Source organism: Amycolatopsis roodepoortensis (genome assembly GCF_014873915.1).
In the GTDB taxonomy this organism is placed as follows: Bacteria; Actinomycetota; Actinomycetes; order Mycobacteriales; family Pseudonocardiaceae; genus Amycolatopsis; species Amycolatopsis roodepoortensis.
In genome coordinates this window covers 1,480,611-1,498,262 of record NZ_JADBEJ010000001.1, presented here as the reverse complement: position 1 = coordinate 1,498,262, position 17,652 = coordinate 1,480,611, and the positions used below count along the sequence as shown (strand labels likewise).

The 17,652-nt window shown below is 67.5% G+C and carries 19 protein-coding genes and 4 tRNA genes; 7 read left to right on the top strand and 16 right to left on the bottom strand.

Translation table 11 applies throughout. From position 1 onward, the window contains the following. Positions 1-9: 9 nt before the first annotated feature. From H4W30_RS06860 to H4W30_RS06840, 5 genes are all read right to left on the bottom strand, one after another. The gene (locus H4W30_RS06860; RefSeq protein ID WP_192741991.1) at positions 10-492 is read right to left on the bottom strand and encodes an NUDIX hydrolase; all 483 of its coding nucleotides are present in this window, start codon (positions 490-492) and stop codon (positions 10-12) included. Then, on the bottom strand, positions 489-1,634 hold the full coding sequence (locus H4W30_RS06855; RefSeq protein ID WP_192742471.1) for a glycosyltransferase family 4 protein: 1,146 nt from the start codon (positions 1,632-1,634) through the stop codon (positions 489-491). Before H4W30_RS06855 ends, H4W30_RS06860 begins: the two co-directional genes overlap by 4 nt. A 22-nt stretch (positions 1,635-1,656) precedes the next feature. Beyond that, a complete protein-coding gene (locus H4W30_RS06850) occupies positions 1,657-2,574 on the bottom strand; it encodes a phosphatidylinositol mannoside acyltransferase (protein ID WP_034307832.1) in 918 nt (305 codons plus the stop codon). Continuing rightward, a complete protein-coding gene (pgsA, locus tag H4W30_RS06845; protein WP_016334780.1) occupies positions 2,571-3,212 on the bottom strand; it encodes a phosphatidylinositol phosphate synthase in 642 nt (213 codons plus the stop codon). Before pgsA ends, H4W30_RS06850 begins: the two co-directional genes overlap by 4 nt. Positions 3,213-3,315: 103 nt before the next feature. After that, positions 3,316-3,858 (bottom strand): MarR family winged helix-turn-helix transcriptional regulator, encoded by a 543-nt coding sequence (locus tag H4W30_RS06840; RefSeq protein WP_192741990.1) that lies wholly within the window; start codon positions 3,856-3,858, stop codon positions 3,316-3,318. A 118-nt stretch (positions 3,859-3,976) separates the two neighbouring features. Here H4W30_RS06840 and H4W30_RS06835 point away from each other — a divergent pair, with 118 nt between their 5' ends. Continuing rightward, the gene (locus H4W30_RS06835; RefSeq protein WP_034307837.1) at positions 3,977-4,519 is read left to right on the top strand and encodes a YceI family protein; all 543 of its coding nucleotides are present in this window, start codon (positions 3,977-3,979) and stop codon (positions 4,517-4,519) included. A 78-nt stretch (positions 4,520-4,597) separates the two neighbouring features. Here H4W30_RS06835 and H4W30_RS06830 read toward each other — a convergent pair whose 3' ends face one another. The 5 genes from H4W30_RS06830 to H4W30_RS06810 form a co-directional block, all read right to left on the bottom strand. Beyond that, a complete protein-coding gene (locus tag H4W30_RS06830; protein ID WP_192741989.1) occupies positions 4,598-5,134 on the bottom strand; it encodes an HIT family protein in 537 nt (178 codons plus the stop codon). Continuing rightward, positions 5,131-7,149, bottom strand: coding sequence for a threonine--tRNA ligase (gene thrS, locus H4W30_RS06825; RefSeq protein ID WP_318780551.1), 2,019 nt, complete (start codon positions 7,147-7,149; stop codon positions 5,131-5,133). The genes H4W30_RS06830 and thrS overlap by 4 nt, the downstream gene beginning before the upstream one ends. Positions 7,150-7,329: 180 nt before the next feature. After that, the gene (locus H4W30_RS06820) at positions 7,330-7,944 is read right to left on the bottom strand and encodes a malonic semialdehyde reductase (protein WP_192741987.1); all 615 of its coding nucleotides are present in this window, start codon (positions 7,942-7,944) and stop codon (positions 7,330-7,332) included. 108 nt (positions 7,945-8,052) lie between these two features. Further along, positions 8,053-9,579, bottom strand: a complete 1,527-nt coding sequence (locus tag H4W30_RS06815) for a sugar transferase (RefSeq protein WP_192741986.1) — start codon at positions 9,577-9,579, stop codon at positions 8,053-8,055. An 870-nt stretch (positions 9,580-10,449) separates the two neighbouring features. Then, a tRNA-Val gene (locus H4W30_RS06810) sits at positions 10,450-10,521 on the bottom strand. A gap of 389 nt (positions 10,522-10,910) precedes the next feature. On the opposite strand from H4W30_RS06810, the gene H4W30_RS06805 reads away from it, so the two are divergent. The 4 genes from H4W30_RS06805 (at position 10,911) to H4W30_RS06790 (ending at position 11,716) form a co-directional block, all read left to right on the top strand. Continuing rightward, positions 10,911-11,336 (top strand): SsgA family sporulation/cell division regulator, encoded by a 426-nt coding sequence (locus tag H4W30_RS06805; RefSeq protein WP_005159130.1) that lies wholly within the window; start codon positions 10,911-10,913, stop codon positions 11,334-11,336. A gap of 135 nt (positions 11,337-11,471) precedes the next feature. Continuing rightward, a tRNA-Gly gene (locus H4W30_RS06800) sits at positions 11,472-11,544 on the top strand. 25 nt (positions 11,545-11,569) lie between these two features. Beyond that, positions 11,570-11,640 (top strand) — tRNA-Cys (locus H4W30_RS06795). 1 nt (position 11,641) lies between these two features. After that, positions 11,642-11,716, top strand: a tRNA-Val gene (locus H4W30_RS06790). A 49-nt stretch (positions 11,717-11,765) separates the two neighbouring features. Here the strand turns inward: H4W30_RS06790 and H4W30_RS43650 are convergent. The 6 genes from H4W30_RS43650 to H4W30_RS06765 form a co-directional block, all read right to left on the bottom strand. Further along, positions 11,766-12,500 carry a site-specific integrase gene (locus H4W30_RS43650; protein ID WP_264082808.1) on the bottom strand — a complete coding sequence of 245 codons (735 nt, stop codon included), beginning with the start codon at positions 12,498-12,500 and terminating at the stop codon, positions 11,766-11,768. Next, positions 12,466-12,999 (bottom strand): hypothetical protein, encoded by a 534-nt coding sequence (locus tag H4W30_RS43645; RefSeq protein WP_225948801.1) that lies wholly within the window; start codon positions 12,997-12,999, stop codon positions 12,466-12,468. The genes H4W30_RS43650 and H4W30_RS43645 overlap by 35 nt, the downstream gene beginning before the upstream one ends. A gap of 186 nt (positions 13,000-13,185) precedes the next feature. After that, the gene (locus H4W30_RS06780) at positions 13,186-13,329 is read right to left on the bottom strand and encodes a hypothetical protein (protein ID WP_225948800.1); all 144 of its coding nucleotides are present in this window, start codon (positions 13,327-13,329) and stop codon (positions 13,186-13,188) included. A gap of 44 nt (positions 13,330-13,373) precedes the next feature. Further along, complete coding sequence (locus tag H4W30_RS06775) at positions 13,374-13,622, bottom strand: hypothetical protein (protein ID WP_192741985.1); 249 nt, start codon at positions 13,620-13,622, stop codon at positions 13,374-13,376. Positions 13,623-14,087: 465 nt separating this feature from the next. Beyond that, on the bottom strand, positions 14,088-14,702 hold the full coding sequence (locus H4W30_RS06770) for a TetR/AcrR family transcriptional regulator (RefSeq protein ID WP_225948799.1): 615 nt from the start codon (positions 14,700-14,702) through the stop codon (positions 14,088-14,090). A gap of 17 nt (positions 14,703-14,719) precedes the next feature. Then, complete coding sequence (locus H4W30_RS06765; protein WP_192741984.1) at positions 14,720-15,589, bottom strand: 3-hydroxyacyl-CoA dehydrogenase family protein; 870 nt, start codon at positions 15,587-15,589, stop codon at positions 14,720-14,722. A 166-nt stretch (positions 15,590-15,755) separates the two neighbouring features. Between H4W30_RS06765 and H4W30_RS06760 the strand changes: the two genes are divergently transcribed. Both H4W30_RS06760 and H4W30_RS06755 read left to right on the top strand, forming a co-directional pair. After that, positions 15,756-16,505: an acetoacetate decarboxylase gene (locus H4W30_RS06760; protein ID WP_192741983.1), complete on the top strand. Its 750-nt coding sequence runs from the start codon at positions 15,756-15,758 to the stop codon at positions 16,503-16,505. A gap of 172 nt (positions 16,506-16,677) precedes the next feature. Next, positions 16,678-17,649, top strand: a complete 972-nt coding sequence (locus tag H4W30_RS06755; RefSeq protein WP_318780550.1) for an alpha/beta hydrolase fold domain-containing protein — start codon at positions 16,678-16,680, stop codon at positions 17,647-17,649. The last annotated feature ends 3 nt before the right edge of the window (positions 17,650-17,652 follow it).

Sequence of the window (17,652 nt, the reverse complement as noted above, 5' to 3'; positions counted from 1 at the left end):
TCCGTCCTCCTACAGCTCGGGTTCGGCGATCTCGAAGTATTCCGGAAGCCGGGCGGTCCCGGCGAGCCCGAAGTACCGGACCTTCCGCCGCCGCCGCAGATGCAGGGTGTCGCGGACGGCGTCGTTGTGCACGCGCCGCGCGATGACGACGCGGTGCTCGGCGTCGGTCAGTTCTTCGGCCAGCGGCGCCGGCAGGGCCGATCGGTCGACGCGCGCCAGCCTCAACGTCAGTTCGCTTTCCTCGGCTTCGCGATCCGGCCTCGGCGCCCGCTCGGCCCGCTCGGCGAGCGCGCGCAGCTCCTCGTCGCCCAGGATCGCGGCGGCCGCCCTGGCGACGACGGCGCGCCGCGCGAGGGCCGCGTCGAGCGCCGCCCAGCCCGCGTCCGTGCGGACGTGCAACCGGTCCAGCCTGTTCGCCGTCGCGAGCAGGAAAAGCCCGCCCAGCACGACGATCACGGCCACGAGACCGCCGATCCACACCCAGGTCGTCATCGGCTGAACTCGCGTTCACCCGCTCCGACGCGCCGGGGATCGGCGGCGATCGCGGTCTCGTACACGCGCAGCACCTGTGTGGTGACCACGGACCAGTCGAACATCGCGACCCGCTCCCCCGCGGCCGCCGCCAGCGACACCCGCCGGGCCGGGTCGCCGAGCAGTTCGCGCAGGCCGTCGGCGAGTGCCGCCGCGTCGCCGGTCTCGGTCAGCATCCCGGCCTTGCCGTCGTCGAGGACCCGGCGGAAGGAGTCCAGCCCGCTCGCCAGCACCGGCGTGCCCGCCGCCATGGCCTCGGTGAGGATCATCCCGAAACTCTCGCCGCCCGTGTTCGGCGCGCAGTAGACGTCGACGCTTCGCAGTGCCCGCGCCTTCGTCTCGTCGTCGACCTGGCCGAGCAGGTCGATATGCGGCGCCAGCTCCGGCCCGGCCTCGCGGCGGAGCTGATCGGCGTCGCCACGGCCGACGACCAGCAGGCGCAGCTCCTCGAACTCCGGCAGCAGCATCCGCAACGCCTCCAGCAGTACTCCCATCCCCTTGCGGGGCTCGGTGTACCGCCCGACGAACCCGACCGTGCCGCCCGCGCGCGGGTAGCCCTCCAGCGGGAGCGCGCGGGAGAAGAAGTCGACGTCGACGCCGTTGGGCACCTCCACCGCGTCGCCACCGGCGTGTTCGACCTGGACCCGGCGGGCCAGCGCCGAAACCGCGATCCGCGCGGTGATCTTCTCCAGCAGCGGCCGCAGCACCGGCTGGAACGCCGCCAGCGTGCGCGAACGCGTCGTCGCGGTGTGGAAGGTCGCCACGATCGGGCCGTCCGCGACCTTCAGTGCCAGGAGGGAAAGGCTCGGCGCGGCCGGCTCGTGCAGGTGCAGGACGTCGAAGTCGCCGTCGCGGATCCACCGCCGCACCCGGGCGTAGGACACCGGGCCGAACTGCAACCGCGCGACAGAGCCGTTGTACGGGATGCCGAGCGCCTTCCCCGCGGGGACGACGAAATCCGGGACGTCGGAATCCTCGTCCGCCGGAGCGAGGACGGAGACCTGATGCCCGCGCGCCAGCAGCGCCTTCGCGAGATCGATGACGTGGCCCTGCACGCCGCCCGGTACGTCGAACGAGTAAGGGCAGACGATCCCGATCTTCATGACCCGCGCCTGAGCCATCGGCTCAGCTCGCTTCGCCGAGGGCGGCCTGTTCCCCGGCTTCGAAGTCGGAGAGCCAGAACTTCTGCATCATGTGCCAGTCGGCCGGATGCGCCGCGATGTCCCCGGCGAAGATGTCCGCCAGCGCCTGCGTGGCCGCCGGCACCTCGGACCGGTTCGTCACCCGGATCCGCGGATGCAACCGGATCTGCCAGCCGTCCTCGGTGAACCAGCAGCCCGCCGGGATCAGCGCGGCACCGGTGGTGGCGGCCAGCCGGGCGGGCCCGCCCGGCATCCGGGTCTGCTCGCCGAAGAACTTCACCGGTACGCCGGAATTCGTCAGATCCCGGTCGCCGACCAGGCAGATCGCCTTGTTCTCCCGCAGGCGCTTGAGCAGTACGCGCATCGCGGAGCTGTCGCCGGTCAGCGGGACGATCTCGAAGCCGAGCGATTCCCGGTAGGACACGAACCGCTGGTACAGCGACTCGGGTTTCAGGCGCTCCGCGACCGTGGTGAAACCGCCGAGGTAGTCCGCGAGCCACACGCCGGCGGCGTCCCAGTTCCCGCTGTGCGGCAGCGCCATCACCGCGCCGTTGCCCTCGGCGAGGGCGGCGTCGAGGTTTTCCACGCCGGTGATCGACTGGGCGACCTTACGGCTGACCTCCTTGTGGTCCATCGAGGGCAGCCGGAACATCTCGTGCCAGTAGCGGGCGTAGGAGCGCATCGCGCGGCGGGTCAGCTCGTCGAGTTCGACGCCGTCGGCCTGCGGCACCACCCTGGCGAGGTTGCGGCGCAGCTGGCGGACGCCGCCGCCGTCCCGCCGGACGGCCAGATCGGCGCCAAGCCCGAAGGTCACCGCGCCCGCCGACTCCGGCAGCCAGCGCGCGAGCCGCCAGCCCGCCGCGTACCCGAAGTCGCTGAGCCGCTGGGAGAACCCGCTCATGCCCCGCCCTCCGCGGCGGGTGGCCCGGCGGCCTTGGCGGCCCTCGCCGCCTTGGCCACCGCGGCCGTCCGCTGCAGCAGGGTGATCACCGAAAGCACCGCGAGCAGCCAGAGGGTGATGTCCACGGTGTACGGAACGCCCAGACCGTGCAGTCCGGTTCCCACGAGGGCGATGATCAGGCGTTCCGCGCGTTCGACGAGGCCACCGTCCGCCTCCAGCCCGGAGGCCTCGGCGCGGGCCTTGACGTACGAGATGACCTGCGCGAGCACGAGGCAGATCAGCGCGGCGGCGGCGGCCGGGCGGTTGTCGTCGTGGACGAAGCACCACCACGCGATCGCGGCGAACAACGCGCCGTCGACCAGCCTGTCGCAGGTCGCGTCGAGGACGGCACCGAACGCCGTGCCGTACCCGCGGGCGCGGGCCATCGCGCCGTCGAGCAGGTCCAGCATCGCGAAGCCCCAGACGGTGAAGGTGCCCCACAGCAGCATGTCGTTGGGAAAGAACCCGAGCGCGCACAGCACCGCCCCGGCCGTGCCGATGACGGTCATCGCGTTCGGGGTCAGACCGGCGCGCACGAGCACCTTCCCCATCGGGTCGGTGACGCGGGAAACGGAGGCGCGCGCGAAAATGTTGAGCATCGGTTCTTCAGGTGCACCTAAGCAGCAGGGTCGGGTGGCCGCCCGAAGCCTATCCACCCGCACCGACACCTGTCGTCGCGCCCGCCCCCGGACCGGGTTCCGGTCAGTCCGCTTTGGCCAGTTCGGCCGAGTCCTCGAGGTCGGCGAGGGTCTCTTCCCGCAGCGCCAGTTCCGCCTCGGCGGCGGCGCATTTCGGCGACAGCCGCCCCAGGACGGCGGCGCTGATCTCGCCGAGCGCCTTCACCTGTTCGGGGGTCAGCGGGTCGAAGAGGCTCTCGCGGACGGCTTCGACGTGCCCGGGCGCGGCCTCCTCCAGCGCCGCGAAACCCTCGGGCGTCAGCACCGCCCAGGAACCGCGTTTGTCGGTGGGACACGATTCACGGCGCACCCAGCCGTTCGCCTCGAGCCGCGCGACGGCGTGCGAGAGCCTGCTGCGCGACGCCTTGCGCGCGTCGGCCAGTTCGCTCATCCGCAGCCGCCGGTCCGGCGCCTCTGACAGGGCGACGAGCACTTCGTAATAGGTGTGGGGCATGCCCGCCTCGTGCTGAAGCTGGCCCTCCAGATGCGCTTGCAGCATGCGCGTGGCCGCGGAGAAGTCGCGCCAGACCTTTTGCTCCTCGTCGGAGAGCCATCGGGGTTCGGACATGACGCCCATTCTACCCCTGGTTGAACGCTCAACCAAACTGCGCTACAGTCATGGTTGAGCGCTCAACCAGACGAGGGTTCACCACGAACGCACCCAGACTTTTTGGAGATCGACTTTCATGACCACCACCGAGATCCCGGGCTACGTCGCAGGCAAGTGGACGATCGACACCGCCCACTCCGACATCGCCTACACCGTGAAGCACCTCGGCCTGGCCAAGTCCCGGGGCAACTTCACCGCCTTCACCGGTGAGGTCGTCACCGCCGACAACATCCTCGACTCGTCGGTCACCGTCGAGATCGACGCCTCGTCGGTCGCCAGCGGTGTCGACGGGCGCGACACGCACCTCAAGTCCGAGGACTTCTTCCACGTCGACGAGCACCCGGTCATCACGTTCCGCTCGACCGGCATCCGCGAGGACGGCGGCGACTACGTCATCGACGGCGAGCTCACCTGGCGCGGCAAGACCGTCCCGGTCTCGCTCGAAGCCGAGTTCAACGGCATCGGCACCAACCCGGCCAACGACAACGCCACCACCCTCGGCGTCTCGGCCACCGCGACCGTGAACCGTCGCGACTTCGGCATCGGCCCGGAGGGCAACGCCTTCCTGTCCGAGAAGGTCAAGATCGACATCGAGCTGCAGGCCGCGCTCAACGCCTGAGGCACTGCGCGTGAAGGCCCCCTTCCCTCGGCTGAGCCGAGGGAAGGGGGCCTTCACGCGCTTCACAGCCCAGGCGACCTACCAGGCACCCGCCAGCAGTTGCCGGGTCTCCCCCAGCAACTGCGGCAGCACCTTCGTATGCCCGATCACCGGCATGAAGTTCGCGTCGCCACCCCACCTCGGCACCACGTGCTGGTGCAGATGCGCGGCGATCCCCGCGCCGGCGATCACGCCCTGGTTCATCCCGATGTTGAATCCGTGCGCCGACGAAACCTCCCGGATCACCCGCATCGCGTGCTGGGTGAACTCCGCCACCTCGACGGTCTCGTCCGCCGTCAGATCCGTGTAGTCCGCGACATGGCGGTACGGCACGGCCATCAGGTGACCGGGGTTGTACGGGTACAGGTTCAGCACCACGTACACGGTCTTCCCGCGCGCGATGATCAGCGCGTCCTCATCGCTCTTCTCGGGAAGATGGCAGAACGGGCAGCCCTCGTCGGGCTTCTTCGACCCTTGCACGTAGGCGAGCCGATGCGGGGTCCACAGGCGCTGCAACGCGTCCGGGACCCCCACCCCGTCCTGTCCGACGACTTCAGGGCCATCGGGGCCCGTCACCGGAGTACCGCCTCCAAGCCCGCCACGGTCGGCGAAGCGTTCTCACGGCGCTGGACCCAGCCGGCGATCGCCTCGACCGCGTCGTCCACCGAGACGCCGTTGATCTGGCCGCCGTCGCGGAACCGGAACGACACCGCGCCGGCCTCGACGTCCTTCGCGCCCGCCAGGAGCATGAAGGGCACCTTCTGCGTGGTGTGAGTGCGGATCTTCTTCTGCATCCGGTCGCCGCTCGCGTCGACGTCGACCCGGATCCCCTTGGCCCGCAGCGCCTTCTCGACCCCGCGCAGGTGCTCGACCTGGTCCTCGGTGATCGGGATGCCGACCACCTGGACCGGCGACAGCCACGCCGGGAAGGCACCCGCGTAGTGCTCGGTCAGCACACCGAAGAACCGCTCGATCGAACCGAACAGCGCGCGGTGGATCATCACCGGGCGCTGGCGGCTGCCGTCGCCCGCGGTGTACTCCAGCTCGAACTTCTCGGGCAGCATGAAGTCCAGCTGGATGGTCGACATCTGCCAGGTGCGGCCCAGCGCGTCCTTCGCCTGCACGGAGATCTTCGGCCCGTAGAACGCGGCGCCACCCGGATCCGGCACCAGCTCCAGCCCGGAGTCCACGGCGGCGGTGCGCAGCACCTCGGTCGCCTCGGCCCAGACCTCTTCGGAACCGATGTACTTCTCTTCGTTCCGAGTGGACAGTTCGAGGTAGAAGTCGTCGAGACCGTAGTCGCGCAACAGGTTCAGCACGAAGTCCAAAAGGGACTTCAGCTCACCGGGGACCTGCTCCAGGGTGCAGAAGATGTGCGCGTCGTCCTGCGTCATGCCGCGCACGCGGGTCAGGCCGTGGATCACGCCGGACTTCTCGTAGCGGTACACGGAGCCGAACTCGAACATCCGCAGCGGCAGTTCCCGGTAGGAACGCCCGCGCGAACGGAAGATCAGGTCGTGGAACGGGCAGTTCATCGGCTTGAGGTAGTAGTCCTGGCCGGGTTTGCGGACCGAACCGTCCTCGTTGTGCTCGGCGTCGAGGTGCATCGCCGGGTACATGCCGTCGCGGTACCAGTCGAGGTGACCGGAGGTCTCGAACAGCGCGCCCTTGGTGATGTGCGGCGAGTAGACGAAGTCGTACCCGGCTTCGACGTGCCGCTGGCGCGAGTAGTTCTCCATCTCCTGCCGGATGATCCCGCCCTTGGGGTGGAACACCGGCAGCCCCGAGCCGATCTCGTCGGGGAAGGAGAACAGGTCCAGCTCGACACCGAGCTTGCGGTGGTCACGCCGCTCGGCCTCGGCCAGGCGCTCCAGGTAGACGTCCTGCGCCTCGGCGGATTCCCAAGCGGTGCCGTAGATCCGCTGCAGCTGCGGGTTCTTGTCGTCACCGCGCCAGTACGCGGCGGCGACCCTGGTGAGCTTGAACGCCGGGATGAACTTGGTGGTCGGCACATGCGGGCCGCGGCAGAGGTCGCTCCACACGCGCTCCTTGGTGCGCGGGTCGAGGTTGTCGTAGATGGTCAGCTCGCCGCCGCCCACCTCCATCACCTCGGAGGTGTCCACATCGGACTTGATATCGACGAGCTCGAGTTTGAACGGCTCGTCGGCCAGTTCCTTCTTCGCCTCGTCGACGGAGTCGAAGACGCGGCGGGAGAACTGCTGCGCGCCCTTCACGATCTGCTTCATGCGCTTTTCGAGCGCCTGCAGGTCTTCCGGGGTGAACGGGGTGTCGACGGCGAAGTCGTAGTAGAAACCGTCCTTGACCGGCGGCCCGATGCCGAGCTTGGCCTGCGGGAACTGCTGCTGCACGGCCTGGGCGAGCACGTGGGCGGCCGAGTGACGGATGACGCTGCGGCCGTCTTCGGTGTTCGCCGCGACAGCCTCGACCTCGACCTCGGACTCCGGGGCCCAGGAAAGGTCGCGGAGGTTCCCCTCGGCGTCGCGCACGACGACGATCGTGTCCGGCCCCTTGGTCGGCAGCCCGGCTTCGCGGACCGCGGCGCCCGCCGTAGTGCCCGCCGGTACCACCACGCGCGGGGCGGTTGCGGCTGCTACTGACGACGGCTGGGACACGATGGACTCCTCGCGATGAAGGCGGATGTTTCGTGTGATGTTAGTCGTCACCCACCGCGCGGCTCACGCGCATTACCCCAAGCACCACGAAGGCCTCCTTCCCATCGGAAAGAGGCCTTCGCGTACCGGGGAACGTGGTCAGACGGTCTCGACGACCTCGTCGAAGTCCAGCCGCGGCAGGCGGTCGAACCAGGGGTTTTCGCCCGGCTTGCCGACGTTGATCACGACGAGGGACTTCCACGGCTTGTCCGCGAAGAACTCCTTGTCGATGCCCTCGGCGTCGAAGCCGGTCATCGGGCCGGCGGCCAGCCCGGCGGCGCGGACGCCGATGATGAAGTAGCCGACCTGCAGCAGCGCGTTGAGCTTGGCGGTCTCGACGCGGCCCGCCTCATCGGCGAACAGGTCCTTGGCGCCCGGGAAGTGCGGGAAGGTGCGCGGCAGGTTCTCGTGGAACTCGGTGTCGGCGGCCAGCACGACGGTCACCGGCGCGGCCTCGGTCTTGGCGCGGTTGCCCTCGGACATCAGCGGCGCGAGGCGCTTCTTGCCCTCTTCGGTGCGGATGACCAGCGCGCGCAGCGGCTGGTTGTTCATCGATGTCGGGGCCCATTTGACCAGCTCGTAGATCGCGCGGATCTGCTCGTCGGTCACCGGCTCGTCGCTGAAGTTGTTCGCGGTGCGGGCCTCGCGGAACAACAGGTCCTGAACGTCCTGCGGGAGGTTCAAGGCTTCGGTCGGCTCAACGCTGGTGGTCATGGGTGGATCTTCCTTCCGTACGCGTCCTGTACCCGTCCCAACCTAGTTGAGCGCTGAACTATTTCTCGCTCAACTATCTCTGCGTGTGGGTCCGGTCACAGGAAAGCGTCAGTAGGCACCTCGTCCCTGCACCACGGCGCGGAAGGTCTTCCAGAGGATCACCAGATCGAGGGCGAGCGACCAGTCCTCGACATACCGCAGGTCGAGGCGGATGCTCTCGGCCCAGCTGAGGTCGCTGCGGCCGCTGACCTGCCACAACCCGGTCAGCCCCGGCTTGACCAGGAGACGGCGGCGCGCGTCCGGCGCGTACTTCGCGGTCTCCTCGGGCAGCGGCGGGCGAGGGCCGACGAGCGACATGCGCCCGCTCACGACGTTGAACAACTGGGGCAGCTCGTCGAGGGAGTACCGGCGAAGCAGTCCACCGACCCGGGTGACCCTCGGGTCCTTCTTCATCTTGAACAACGGGCCCGCGCCTTCGTTGTCCGCCTGGAGTTCCCGCTTCAGCTTGTCGGCGTTCGTGACCATCGTGCGGAACTTCAGCATCGTGAAGGTGTGGCCGTCGCGCCCGACGCGGCGCTGCCGGTAGATCACCGGGCCGCGGTCGTCGAGCCGGATCGCGACCGCGATCACCAGCAGCAACGGGGATACGAGGGTGAGGAGCAGGGCGGAACCGAACCGGTCGAGCGCCTCCTTCACCAGGCGGCGGCCGCCGGTGAACATCGGCGCGGTGACCCGCAGCAGCGGCATGCCGAGCACTCCGGAGACGTTCAGCCGGGGACCGGCGACCTCCATCAGCATCGGCGCGACCACCATTTCGGCCGAGGTGCCTTCGAGGTCCCAGGCGAGCCGCTGCAGGCGTTTCGGGTTCCAGTGCTGATCGGCCGTCACGGCGACCACCCGGTAGCCGCCGCGGCGGACGTGGCCCGCGAGATCGTCGAGCTTCCCGACGACCGGGACGCCTTCCACCTCGCCGCTCCCGCGTTCCGTGCCGGCACCGGAATACGTGCAGACGGCTTCCACCCGCCAGCCGACATGCGGATCGGCCTTGGTGCGGGCGATCAGATCGGCGACCGTGTCGGGACTGCCCGCCGCGAGCACCGGCAGCAGGCATTCACCGAGCCGCCTGCGCCGGTGCAGCACCTGTCTCAGCGCGTACCGCTGCAGGAACATGAAGACGGAGATCATCGGGACGACGATGAAGACCCACGGCTGCACGGCGAGCGCGCCGAAGAGCAGGCCGCCCAACGCGACCAGAACGGCCGTGGTCACCAAGCCGCGCCCAAGCGTCCGGTACTCCTCCGCGCCCTCGCCCAGCACACGCGGACTCCAGGCGCGGCAGACCGACAACCCGAACAGGAAGGCCGCGGCGGTACCGAGCGCGTGCATGTCGTGCGGATCGGATCGATCGATCAAGAAGGCGCTCATCACGATGAGCACGAAAGCGGTGAAAACGTCACTACCGATGACCCAGGCGCGGTAGCGCGATTCCCAAGCAGCGTAAGGCGGCCGCGCAGACATCGTGTCGACCGCGGCGGCGTTGCCCGTATCCCGTTGCGGGGGAAGCGGGATCGACTGAAGGTCGATGTGCTGCGGCGTCCCGTTGACGGTGGACGACGGCCGCACCGACTCTTCCATCAGACCTCCCGGAGTGGGGATTCCCGAACGCCGGATCAACACGCTGAGTAAATGAGAGTGATCTCGAAGAGTGATCGATTCTCAAGGTCTCTCCGCGGCCGATGGGGCGACACACGCCAAGGTATCGGCCACTCTCAGGCCATCGTTACAAGGATTTCCAGCCACACCCTTGGCGAGCATCCGGCAAATGAATGCCGTGTCGATAACAACATGATGACGATGCGTAATAGACCGTATCCGGCGAACAACTACTCAAAGTAGTCACGAATTCCCCTGTCTCGCGGCCACTTGGAGCACCGCCTCCCCGATCGGCCGAACAGCCCCGAAAACTCCACAGTGGACTGTTCTGGCGAGTCGATCCCCGGGCGGTCCACTGTGGATTTCACGACCCGGGCGGAGGGGCAGCCTCCCGACGCGCCCACCGCGAGCCGACCTACCTTGTCAATCGGTCACCGGAGTGGCGTTTCGTCACATCACGTCAGCATCACGGCGACTCCGCCGCCGCGGCCGGACGGGTGAGCCACCCGGCCATGTCCCACATCACCTTTCTCGTGGTCTGGACCTATCGGCGGACAGTTCGTGCCCAGGATCACAAAGATGTCTCAATAATCGGTTCATGCGACATTTTCACGACGTGACACGCGATCCCCGACGAATGTCCACACCGGCCGGAACGAGAGGCTTCGGAGATCGTCGAACCGCGGCCGTCGACCAGGCGACCGGATTCGGCCGCGCCGGTGGCGCCGCCCGGGACGGCAGAAGTACCGCCCCCACACAACCCGCGTCCGACCTGGGGATCGAATGCCGCCGGACGGCGCACCCCGAGAATGAATCAAGGCCCCGGACCATCGGTCCAGGGCCTTCATCCGGTGGGCGATACTGGGATCGAACCAGTGACCTCTTCGGTGTGAACGAAGCGCTCTCCCGCTGAGCTAATCGCCCGCTCGCGGTGTTCGGCAGACTCTACCCCACGACTTTAGGGGGCCTGCAAACGGGTGGTTCCGCCCGACCACACTCCGCTCACCAGCAGATACGGAGCGAACAACCGCGAGCTAGCCGGGGTTGTCCCGGCCGGGGGCCGCCCGCGACGCGTTTCGACATTCGTGCGACGGTGCTATCGCGTGACGACTAAACCGCGCAGTATGTACATGTGGACTGCCTGCAGGGCGCATGGATGGCTGCGCGTCGCGCGGGTGATGATGGGGTGACGCGGGGTCCGATGACCCCGTCCGGGTGATCTGCGGCAAAACCGCGTTCCGATCAGCCGGCCGACACGTCACATCATCGCCACTCGGTTCGACCGGGCCGGGAAGGAGACGAAGGGTAGGACGATGCGCAACGATCACGTGACGCTCCGCTCGACGGCGGTGTTCGACCTCCTGGCGCCGCGGACCCCCGCGGTCCCGGTCAAGGTCGAACTGCGATACGACACCCGCGACCCGTACGCGGTCGTGGCCGCCTTCCGCACCGGCCGCGCCGGCTGGGTCGAGTGGGTCTACGCGCGCGACCTCCTCGCGGACGGCCTCCTGGCTGACGCGGGCGACGGCGACGTACGCATCCGCCCCTCCGTCGAAGACCCCGAGTCGGTCCTCATCGAACTGAACTCGCCGTCCGGGCACGCCATGTTCGAGGCGTCCGCTCAGGAGCTGGCCGACTTCCTCGACCGGACCTACGACGTCGTGCTCCCGGGCAACGAGCACCTCTGGGTCGACGTCGACGACGCCCTGACCCACCTGATCCCCAACGATCTGGCCTGATGACGGGCTTGCGAACATCAAGTGGCACCCCGGTTGCAGGGCCGATTTCGGGGTCCGATAGTGTTCACACACACCACGGCGACGGGGTGAGGAACAGAACCGCGAGGTTCTGAGCTTCAGCCGGACCGAGGATGTGCGGATGTAGCGCAGCTGGTAGCGCATCACCTTGCCAAGGTGAGGGTCGCGGGTTCGAATCCCGTCATCCGCTCGGAAGGCCCTCTCGGGCCTGACACGGTGGAGTGGCCGAGAGGCGAGGCAACGGCCTGCAAAGCCGTGTACACGGGTTCGAATCCCGTCTCCACCTCGCGCGATTAGCTCAGCGGGAGAGCGCTTCCCTGACACGGAAGAGGTCACTGGTTCAATCCCAGTATCGCGCACCATCTGTTTTCGCAGGTCGGAAGCCCTGCTCCTCCTCGGAGGGGCGGGGCTTCAGTCGTTCAATGGCGATGAAATGGCGATGGCCCTCGGGGCCGTCTCCAACTGCCCGTCACGGAACGTGGCGTGCAGGTGCGGGAACCACTCCCCCAGCTTCGTCCGCTCACTCGGGGTGAGCGCGACCAACGAGCCGATCCAGCGGGTCTCGAGCACTTGCAAGATCTGACGACGCATCAGCGGAGTCACATGGTCATAGACCCTCGCGATGCCCTTCATCTTCTGACCCAACCGCGCTCTGCGAGCGACCTCGGGGATGCCGTCCTCAGCCAGCCAGGTGCTGTGACTGTGCCGCCCCTCGTGGAAGGTGAAGGTCGGCAGGATCGGCTGCACCACTTCTGCCGACCGAGTGTGTTCAGCGTCACTGCCATCCCAGACCGGGCGCCAGTACCGGTTGCGGAAGTTCGACCGCCGCAGCGGCGCGCCTTCGGCGCTGCAGAGGATGAACGGGAAGCTGTGGCTGTCCATCAGCTCCTCATAGAACACCGCGATACTCGGTGGCAATTCCACGCTCCGCGTACCGGCCGGTGTCTTCGTCCGGCCCTTCTTCGCCCGGCCACCCTGCCGCCGCGGTGTCACCGGACGAGTCGGCCGCGGACCGAGATCAGCCAGCCGCGAGGTGTCGACCCGGCGACCACCCTTGAACAGACGTCCACCGATCTCCTTCAACGGCTCACGGATCTGGATCGCCCGAGCCTCACTGTCGTACTCGTGCCGCTGCTGACCGACCAACTCGCCCCACCGGGAACCTGTATAGAAGTCCAGCAACCCGAACGAACCCGGCAAGGCCAAGCCCGCTCTCGTAAAGACGCATCGACACACGCAACGCCTGCACCGGCGTCGCGACAAGGTTCTCGACCTCGAACTCACCCGACGTGACACGAATCCCGGCGCACGGGTTCGCCGGAATATTCCGAGCCTTCACCGCGGCACCGAGGATCGTCGAGAACAGCGAGAAGATCGACGCCACCGACGAGTCGGCGTAGTCCTCGTGCAACTCCGAGAGCCACTTCTCGATCTCGACGTAGCTGTTGAAAATTCCGGCCAGCGGCCAGGACGACCACTGCGGCAGCAGATGGTTGTCCAGAAAAGACCGGTACTTCGCCGATGTCGTCGGCTCCAGCCGCGGACCGACCGCGTCCATGAACTCCTCGGCGAACACACCGAACAACATCTCCGCCTCACGCGGATCCAGCCACAGGTTACGCCGGATCAACGCCTCCTGCTCCACACCCCACGCCTCGGCCGCCTTCTCGGTGTTGAAACCCGACCTGCTTCCCCACGTCCCGTCAGGACGTTTGAACCGAGCACGCCAGCCCGGCGGATCACCGTCGGTTGGTTGCGCGTGAGCCACGACGGATACCTCTCTTTCTATGGTGAGCGCCCCGGCCAGTTCCGGGACGTAATGGGCCGACGCTCACGCAGCACGCATGCCACCGCGGTACGGACGCACCGCGTTCTTCGTCAACTGCACGATCTCGGCGACGTCCTCCCGGCTGAACCGGTAGTGCTTGCCGAACCGGCGATGCGGGAACACCCCGGCCGAAGCACGATCCTTCAACGTCCTCGGAGACAAGCCGAGCAACGCCCCGACGTCCTCCGCTGTCAGCAGCGCAGCTGGAACTCGGCACCTGCGGCCGCCCCTACGGCTCCTCGTGCCAGCACGAGCACGCGTGCATCCGATGCCCCGTACTGCGCGTCGACCCCCGCCAACGAACCCGGCTCGCCGAGATCGCGAACAACCTCCGAGACCGGATCCGTGAAGCCGAGCTCAACGGATGGCGAGGAGAGATCGACGGCCTCACCGTCAGCCTTAAGGCGGCTCACAGAAAGCTGGCCGTGCTCGACCGGCACATCGCAAACTCCGACCGTGCCGGCCTTGTGAGCATCGGCATGCCCATTGTCAGAACGTCTTAGCCGACGCTGGCGTCAGCGGCCAGCACCTGTGCCGACGGCTGTTGTTCAGGGCGCCCGATCTGGTGGGTGCCACGAGGGTCTGCCGTCGATTGATCCTCGGCGATTGGCTCACTCGTGGCGGGCGTTCCTTGGGCTGGCCGACAGCCCACACTCGGCCGCCGGTGCCCTCCATGACCGCGTCTACGACACCGTCGCGGCCAGCGGAAGGCTTTGGCCAGCGGAAAACGGCTAGAGTTGCTCGATCTGCAGTCGCAGCCGGTCGACGAGCTCACCGATCGCATCGGGGAGCTTCCGGAGGAGACCAAGATCGTCGTGTTACTGCCGCGGGAAGTATCGCCCGATCGCGTTCGATTGACGGCGGTCGGGTGTATCGAACGGCACCCGACCTCGTGACCGCACCGGTCACCTCTCACGTGCCGCCGAGTCCATGGCCGCGGCGACGGCAGCGATGAACGGCGGAAGGACGCGCTTCCGGAAGTCGGCGTTGGCGTCGGCCTGGATGAGTTCGTGCGCGGTGGTTCCTTCGTGGAAAGCGGTGATCAGGCGAGCGAGGTCACGGGCGACGTCGGCTGGGCAGTCGGGGTGCAGGCGGGTCAGCAGTTCGACTATGCCCGCGGTGAGCCGGTTTTCGTGGGGGGCCAGTTCGGCGGCGAGATCAGGATTGCGGGCGGCGTGCAGCGTGAACTCCATCGATACCAGGAACCATTGCCGGTCGTCGCGACGATGCACGGCAAGGTAACTCAGGATCTGCTGGACCGGGTTCACGCCGTCTTCGAGCTTGCTGGCGGCGGCATCCAGGTCGGCGAGGATGCGATCACTCTCTACGTCGTAGAGCGCGAGGAACAGCTGCTCCTTACCACGGTAGTTGGAGTAGAAGGCGCCGCGGGTCAATCCGGCGTGGCCGCAGATATCGCTGATCGAGGTGGCGTGGTAGCCGTGCCTGATGAACAGCTCCCGGGCACTGGTCATCAGGTTGGCGACGGTTCTCGGCCGGGTCTTGGTCGGCGATTTCGGCATCGATGGGCTCTCAAGGGTCAGCTTGTCGTGTAGTCGTCGTAGAACCCGGAGCCGCTCTTCACGCCAAGGCGACCGCGATCGATGTAGTCGCGCAGCAGCACGCGCGGGCCTTCCGGGTATTCGGGGTGCTCGGCTGCGTAATGTTCCTCGATGTCGAGCACGACGTCCAGGCCTACCTGATCCATCATCCGGAACGGGCCGCCGGCCATGCCGGTGTTGACCTGGAACATGCGATCCACGTCCTGCGGGGTCGAGACGCCCTCCGCGACAAGTTCGAGTGATTCGCGCTTGATGGCGGCCCACACCCGGTTGAAGATGAACCCGGTGCTCTCCTTGTGCGCTTCGAACGGGTGGACGCCGTACTCGGGCAGCACGGCCAGCACGAAGTCGAGGACCTCCCGGTCGGTCTGTCCGCTGGACATCACGTCGACCGCGTTCTGCGTGGGCGGCATGTAGAAGTGGGTGTTGAGCACGCGCTCGGCGTGGGTGACGTGATCGAGGAACAGTCGGCTCGCGTACGAGGAGGAATTGCTCGCGAGGATCGTGTCCGCGGCCACCGCTTTGTCCAGGTCGCCGAAGATCTGCTTCTTCAACTCCAGCCGCTCCGGCACCGCCTCCACCACCAGCCACGCACCGGCGACCGCCTCGGCGAGGTCGCCGCTGGCGGACACCCTGCCGGGCGAGCCGCCGTCAACCTTGGCCGCGACGCCGACGATGGTCTCCTCCACATACCGCACGGCGGCATCGCGTTGCTCCGACGAGAGGTCGTAGATACGGACCTCCCCGCCACGGGTGGCGAACATCAAAGCGATACGGCGCCCCAGCGTACCGGCGCCGATCACGGTGACCGGCCTGCTCGCATAGTCGTTCGGGACGGAAAAGCCCATGGTGTGCACTCCTTCGAGATTCCCGGTCGCGGATTTCGCGCCACGGTGTTCCGGTGGACACAGTCACTTGCGGTCCGACCACAAACGAGTACAACCTGTATCCGATACATATCGTACGCGTTTACGAGCGTCAGGACCAACCGGTCGCCACGAAGGAGTGCTTCACATGAACACCGAGCAGTTGCTGCGCAGTCCGCTGCCCCCGTTGGCCGCTCCGCCCTACCCGTTGCGGGCCACCAGGTTCGTCGACCGGGAGTACTTCAACGTCGTCTACCGGACCGACCCCGACGCGCTACGCGCCGTGGTTCCGGAGCCGCTGGAGATCATCGACCCAGTTGTGCGCTTCGAGGTCATGCATATGGGCGACGTAGATGGTTTCGGGCCTTACACCGAGGCAGGGCAGGTGATCTCCGTCCGGTTCGACGGCGAGGAGGGCGAATACCTGCACACGATGCACCTCGACCACGTCGGGGCTATCGTGGCCGGCCGGGAACTGTCCGCCTACCCCAAGACGACCGGCACGCCCCGGCTCTTCACCGAAGAGGGTGCACTCGTCGGCACCCTCGACTACGCCAGCCAGCGCGTCGCCACCGCCACCATGGCCTACAAGCACCTGCCGCTCGACCCCGCCGAGGCCCGCGAGCAGATCACCGTACCCACCTTCGCGATCAAGGCGATCCCGGACTACACCGGCGGCCTGCGCGTCTGCGACCTGATCCGCACACAGATCACTGACATCGACATCAAGTGGGCCTGGCAAGGCCCAGCGCGACTGCACCTTGCCGAACACGTCATGGCACCACTGGCCGACCTGCCCGTACACCAGGTCATCTCGGCCTCCCACATCCTGACCGATCTCACCCTCGCCCCCGCGACACCGGTGCACGACTACCTCGAGCAGGCGAAACGTCCTTAGTCACCTACAAGCGGCCGCGCCAACCGCGGTGGCTCTTCAAGCCCATGACCCCTCAGTGACGTACAGCCCGAGCCCATGTGCCGACGGTGTACGCGTTTGTCAACACGGGTCCCCCGGCCAGTGAGTTCCCTAAGCAACTTCCAGCAGCGGCCGAAGGCCAAACCCTGCCGGAATGCCCTCCGACAGGTACGGTCACCGATCGTCCGCCCCCAAGCAACGCGAAGCCGCGTTGTCGATACCCCTGGAGCAGACTCTGATGCGCCTTCCCGAACAGGTCATCCCCTTGTATCTCCGCGCTGCCGGCAGGAATCGCGCGTTCCGTTCCGTCAAAAACGCACAAGCGCATATCGACGACCTGGCGCTGCGGCCTCGCCCTTACGCACCGCCGCGTCGGCTCGGATTCCCGGTGACCATCGATGTCTCGCGTCGCGACGGCTGGCCGGTTTACCGTGTGCGCCCCGCGGACGCCGCACCCCGAGGATCCGTCGTGTACACCCACGGCGGAGGCTGGGTGAACGAAATCTCCGCAGAGCACTGGCGGCTGGTGGCCCAGATCGCCGCCGAGGCCCGGACCACCGTGGTCGTGCCGATCTACCCGCTGGTCCCGTTCGGCACGGCGGACGCCGTGGTGACCGCCATCGTCGACCTCGCCCGCGAGGCGAGCGAACAGCACGGGGAGGTACGACTCGCCGGGGACTCCGCCGGAGGCCAGATCACCCTGTCCGCCGCCATGGTTCTGCGCGACCAGTACAACGTCACCCTGCCGAGGACCCTGCTCATCTCGCCGGCCCTGGACCTCACCTGCTCGAATCCCCGGATCCCGCAGGTACAACCCAGCGATCCCTGGTTGGCAGAGCCCGGCATCCGCGTGTTCGCGGACCGCTGGCGCGGCGAGCTGCCCATCGACGACCCCCGCGTGAGCCCTCTGGCCGGGGATCTGGCGGGGCTCGGTCCGCTCACCGTCTTCACCGGCACCCACGACATCCTCAACCCGGACGCGCACCTGCTGCGGGACCACGCCAAAGCGGCAGGGGTCGAGATGGAGTTCCACGAGGAGAAGGGGCTCGTGCATGTCTACCCGCTGCTACCCACCCGAACGGGCGAGGCCGCGCGGGCGATCATCGCCGAACGCCTCACAGTTTGATCA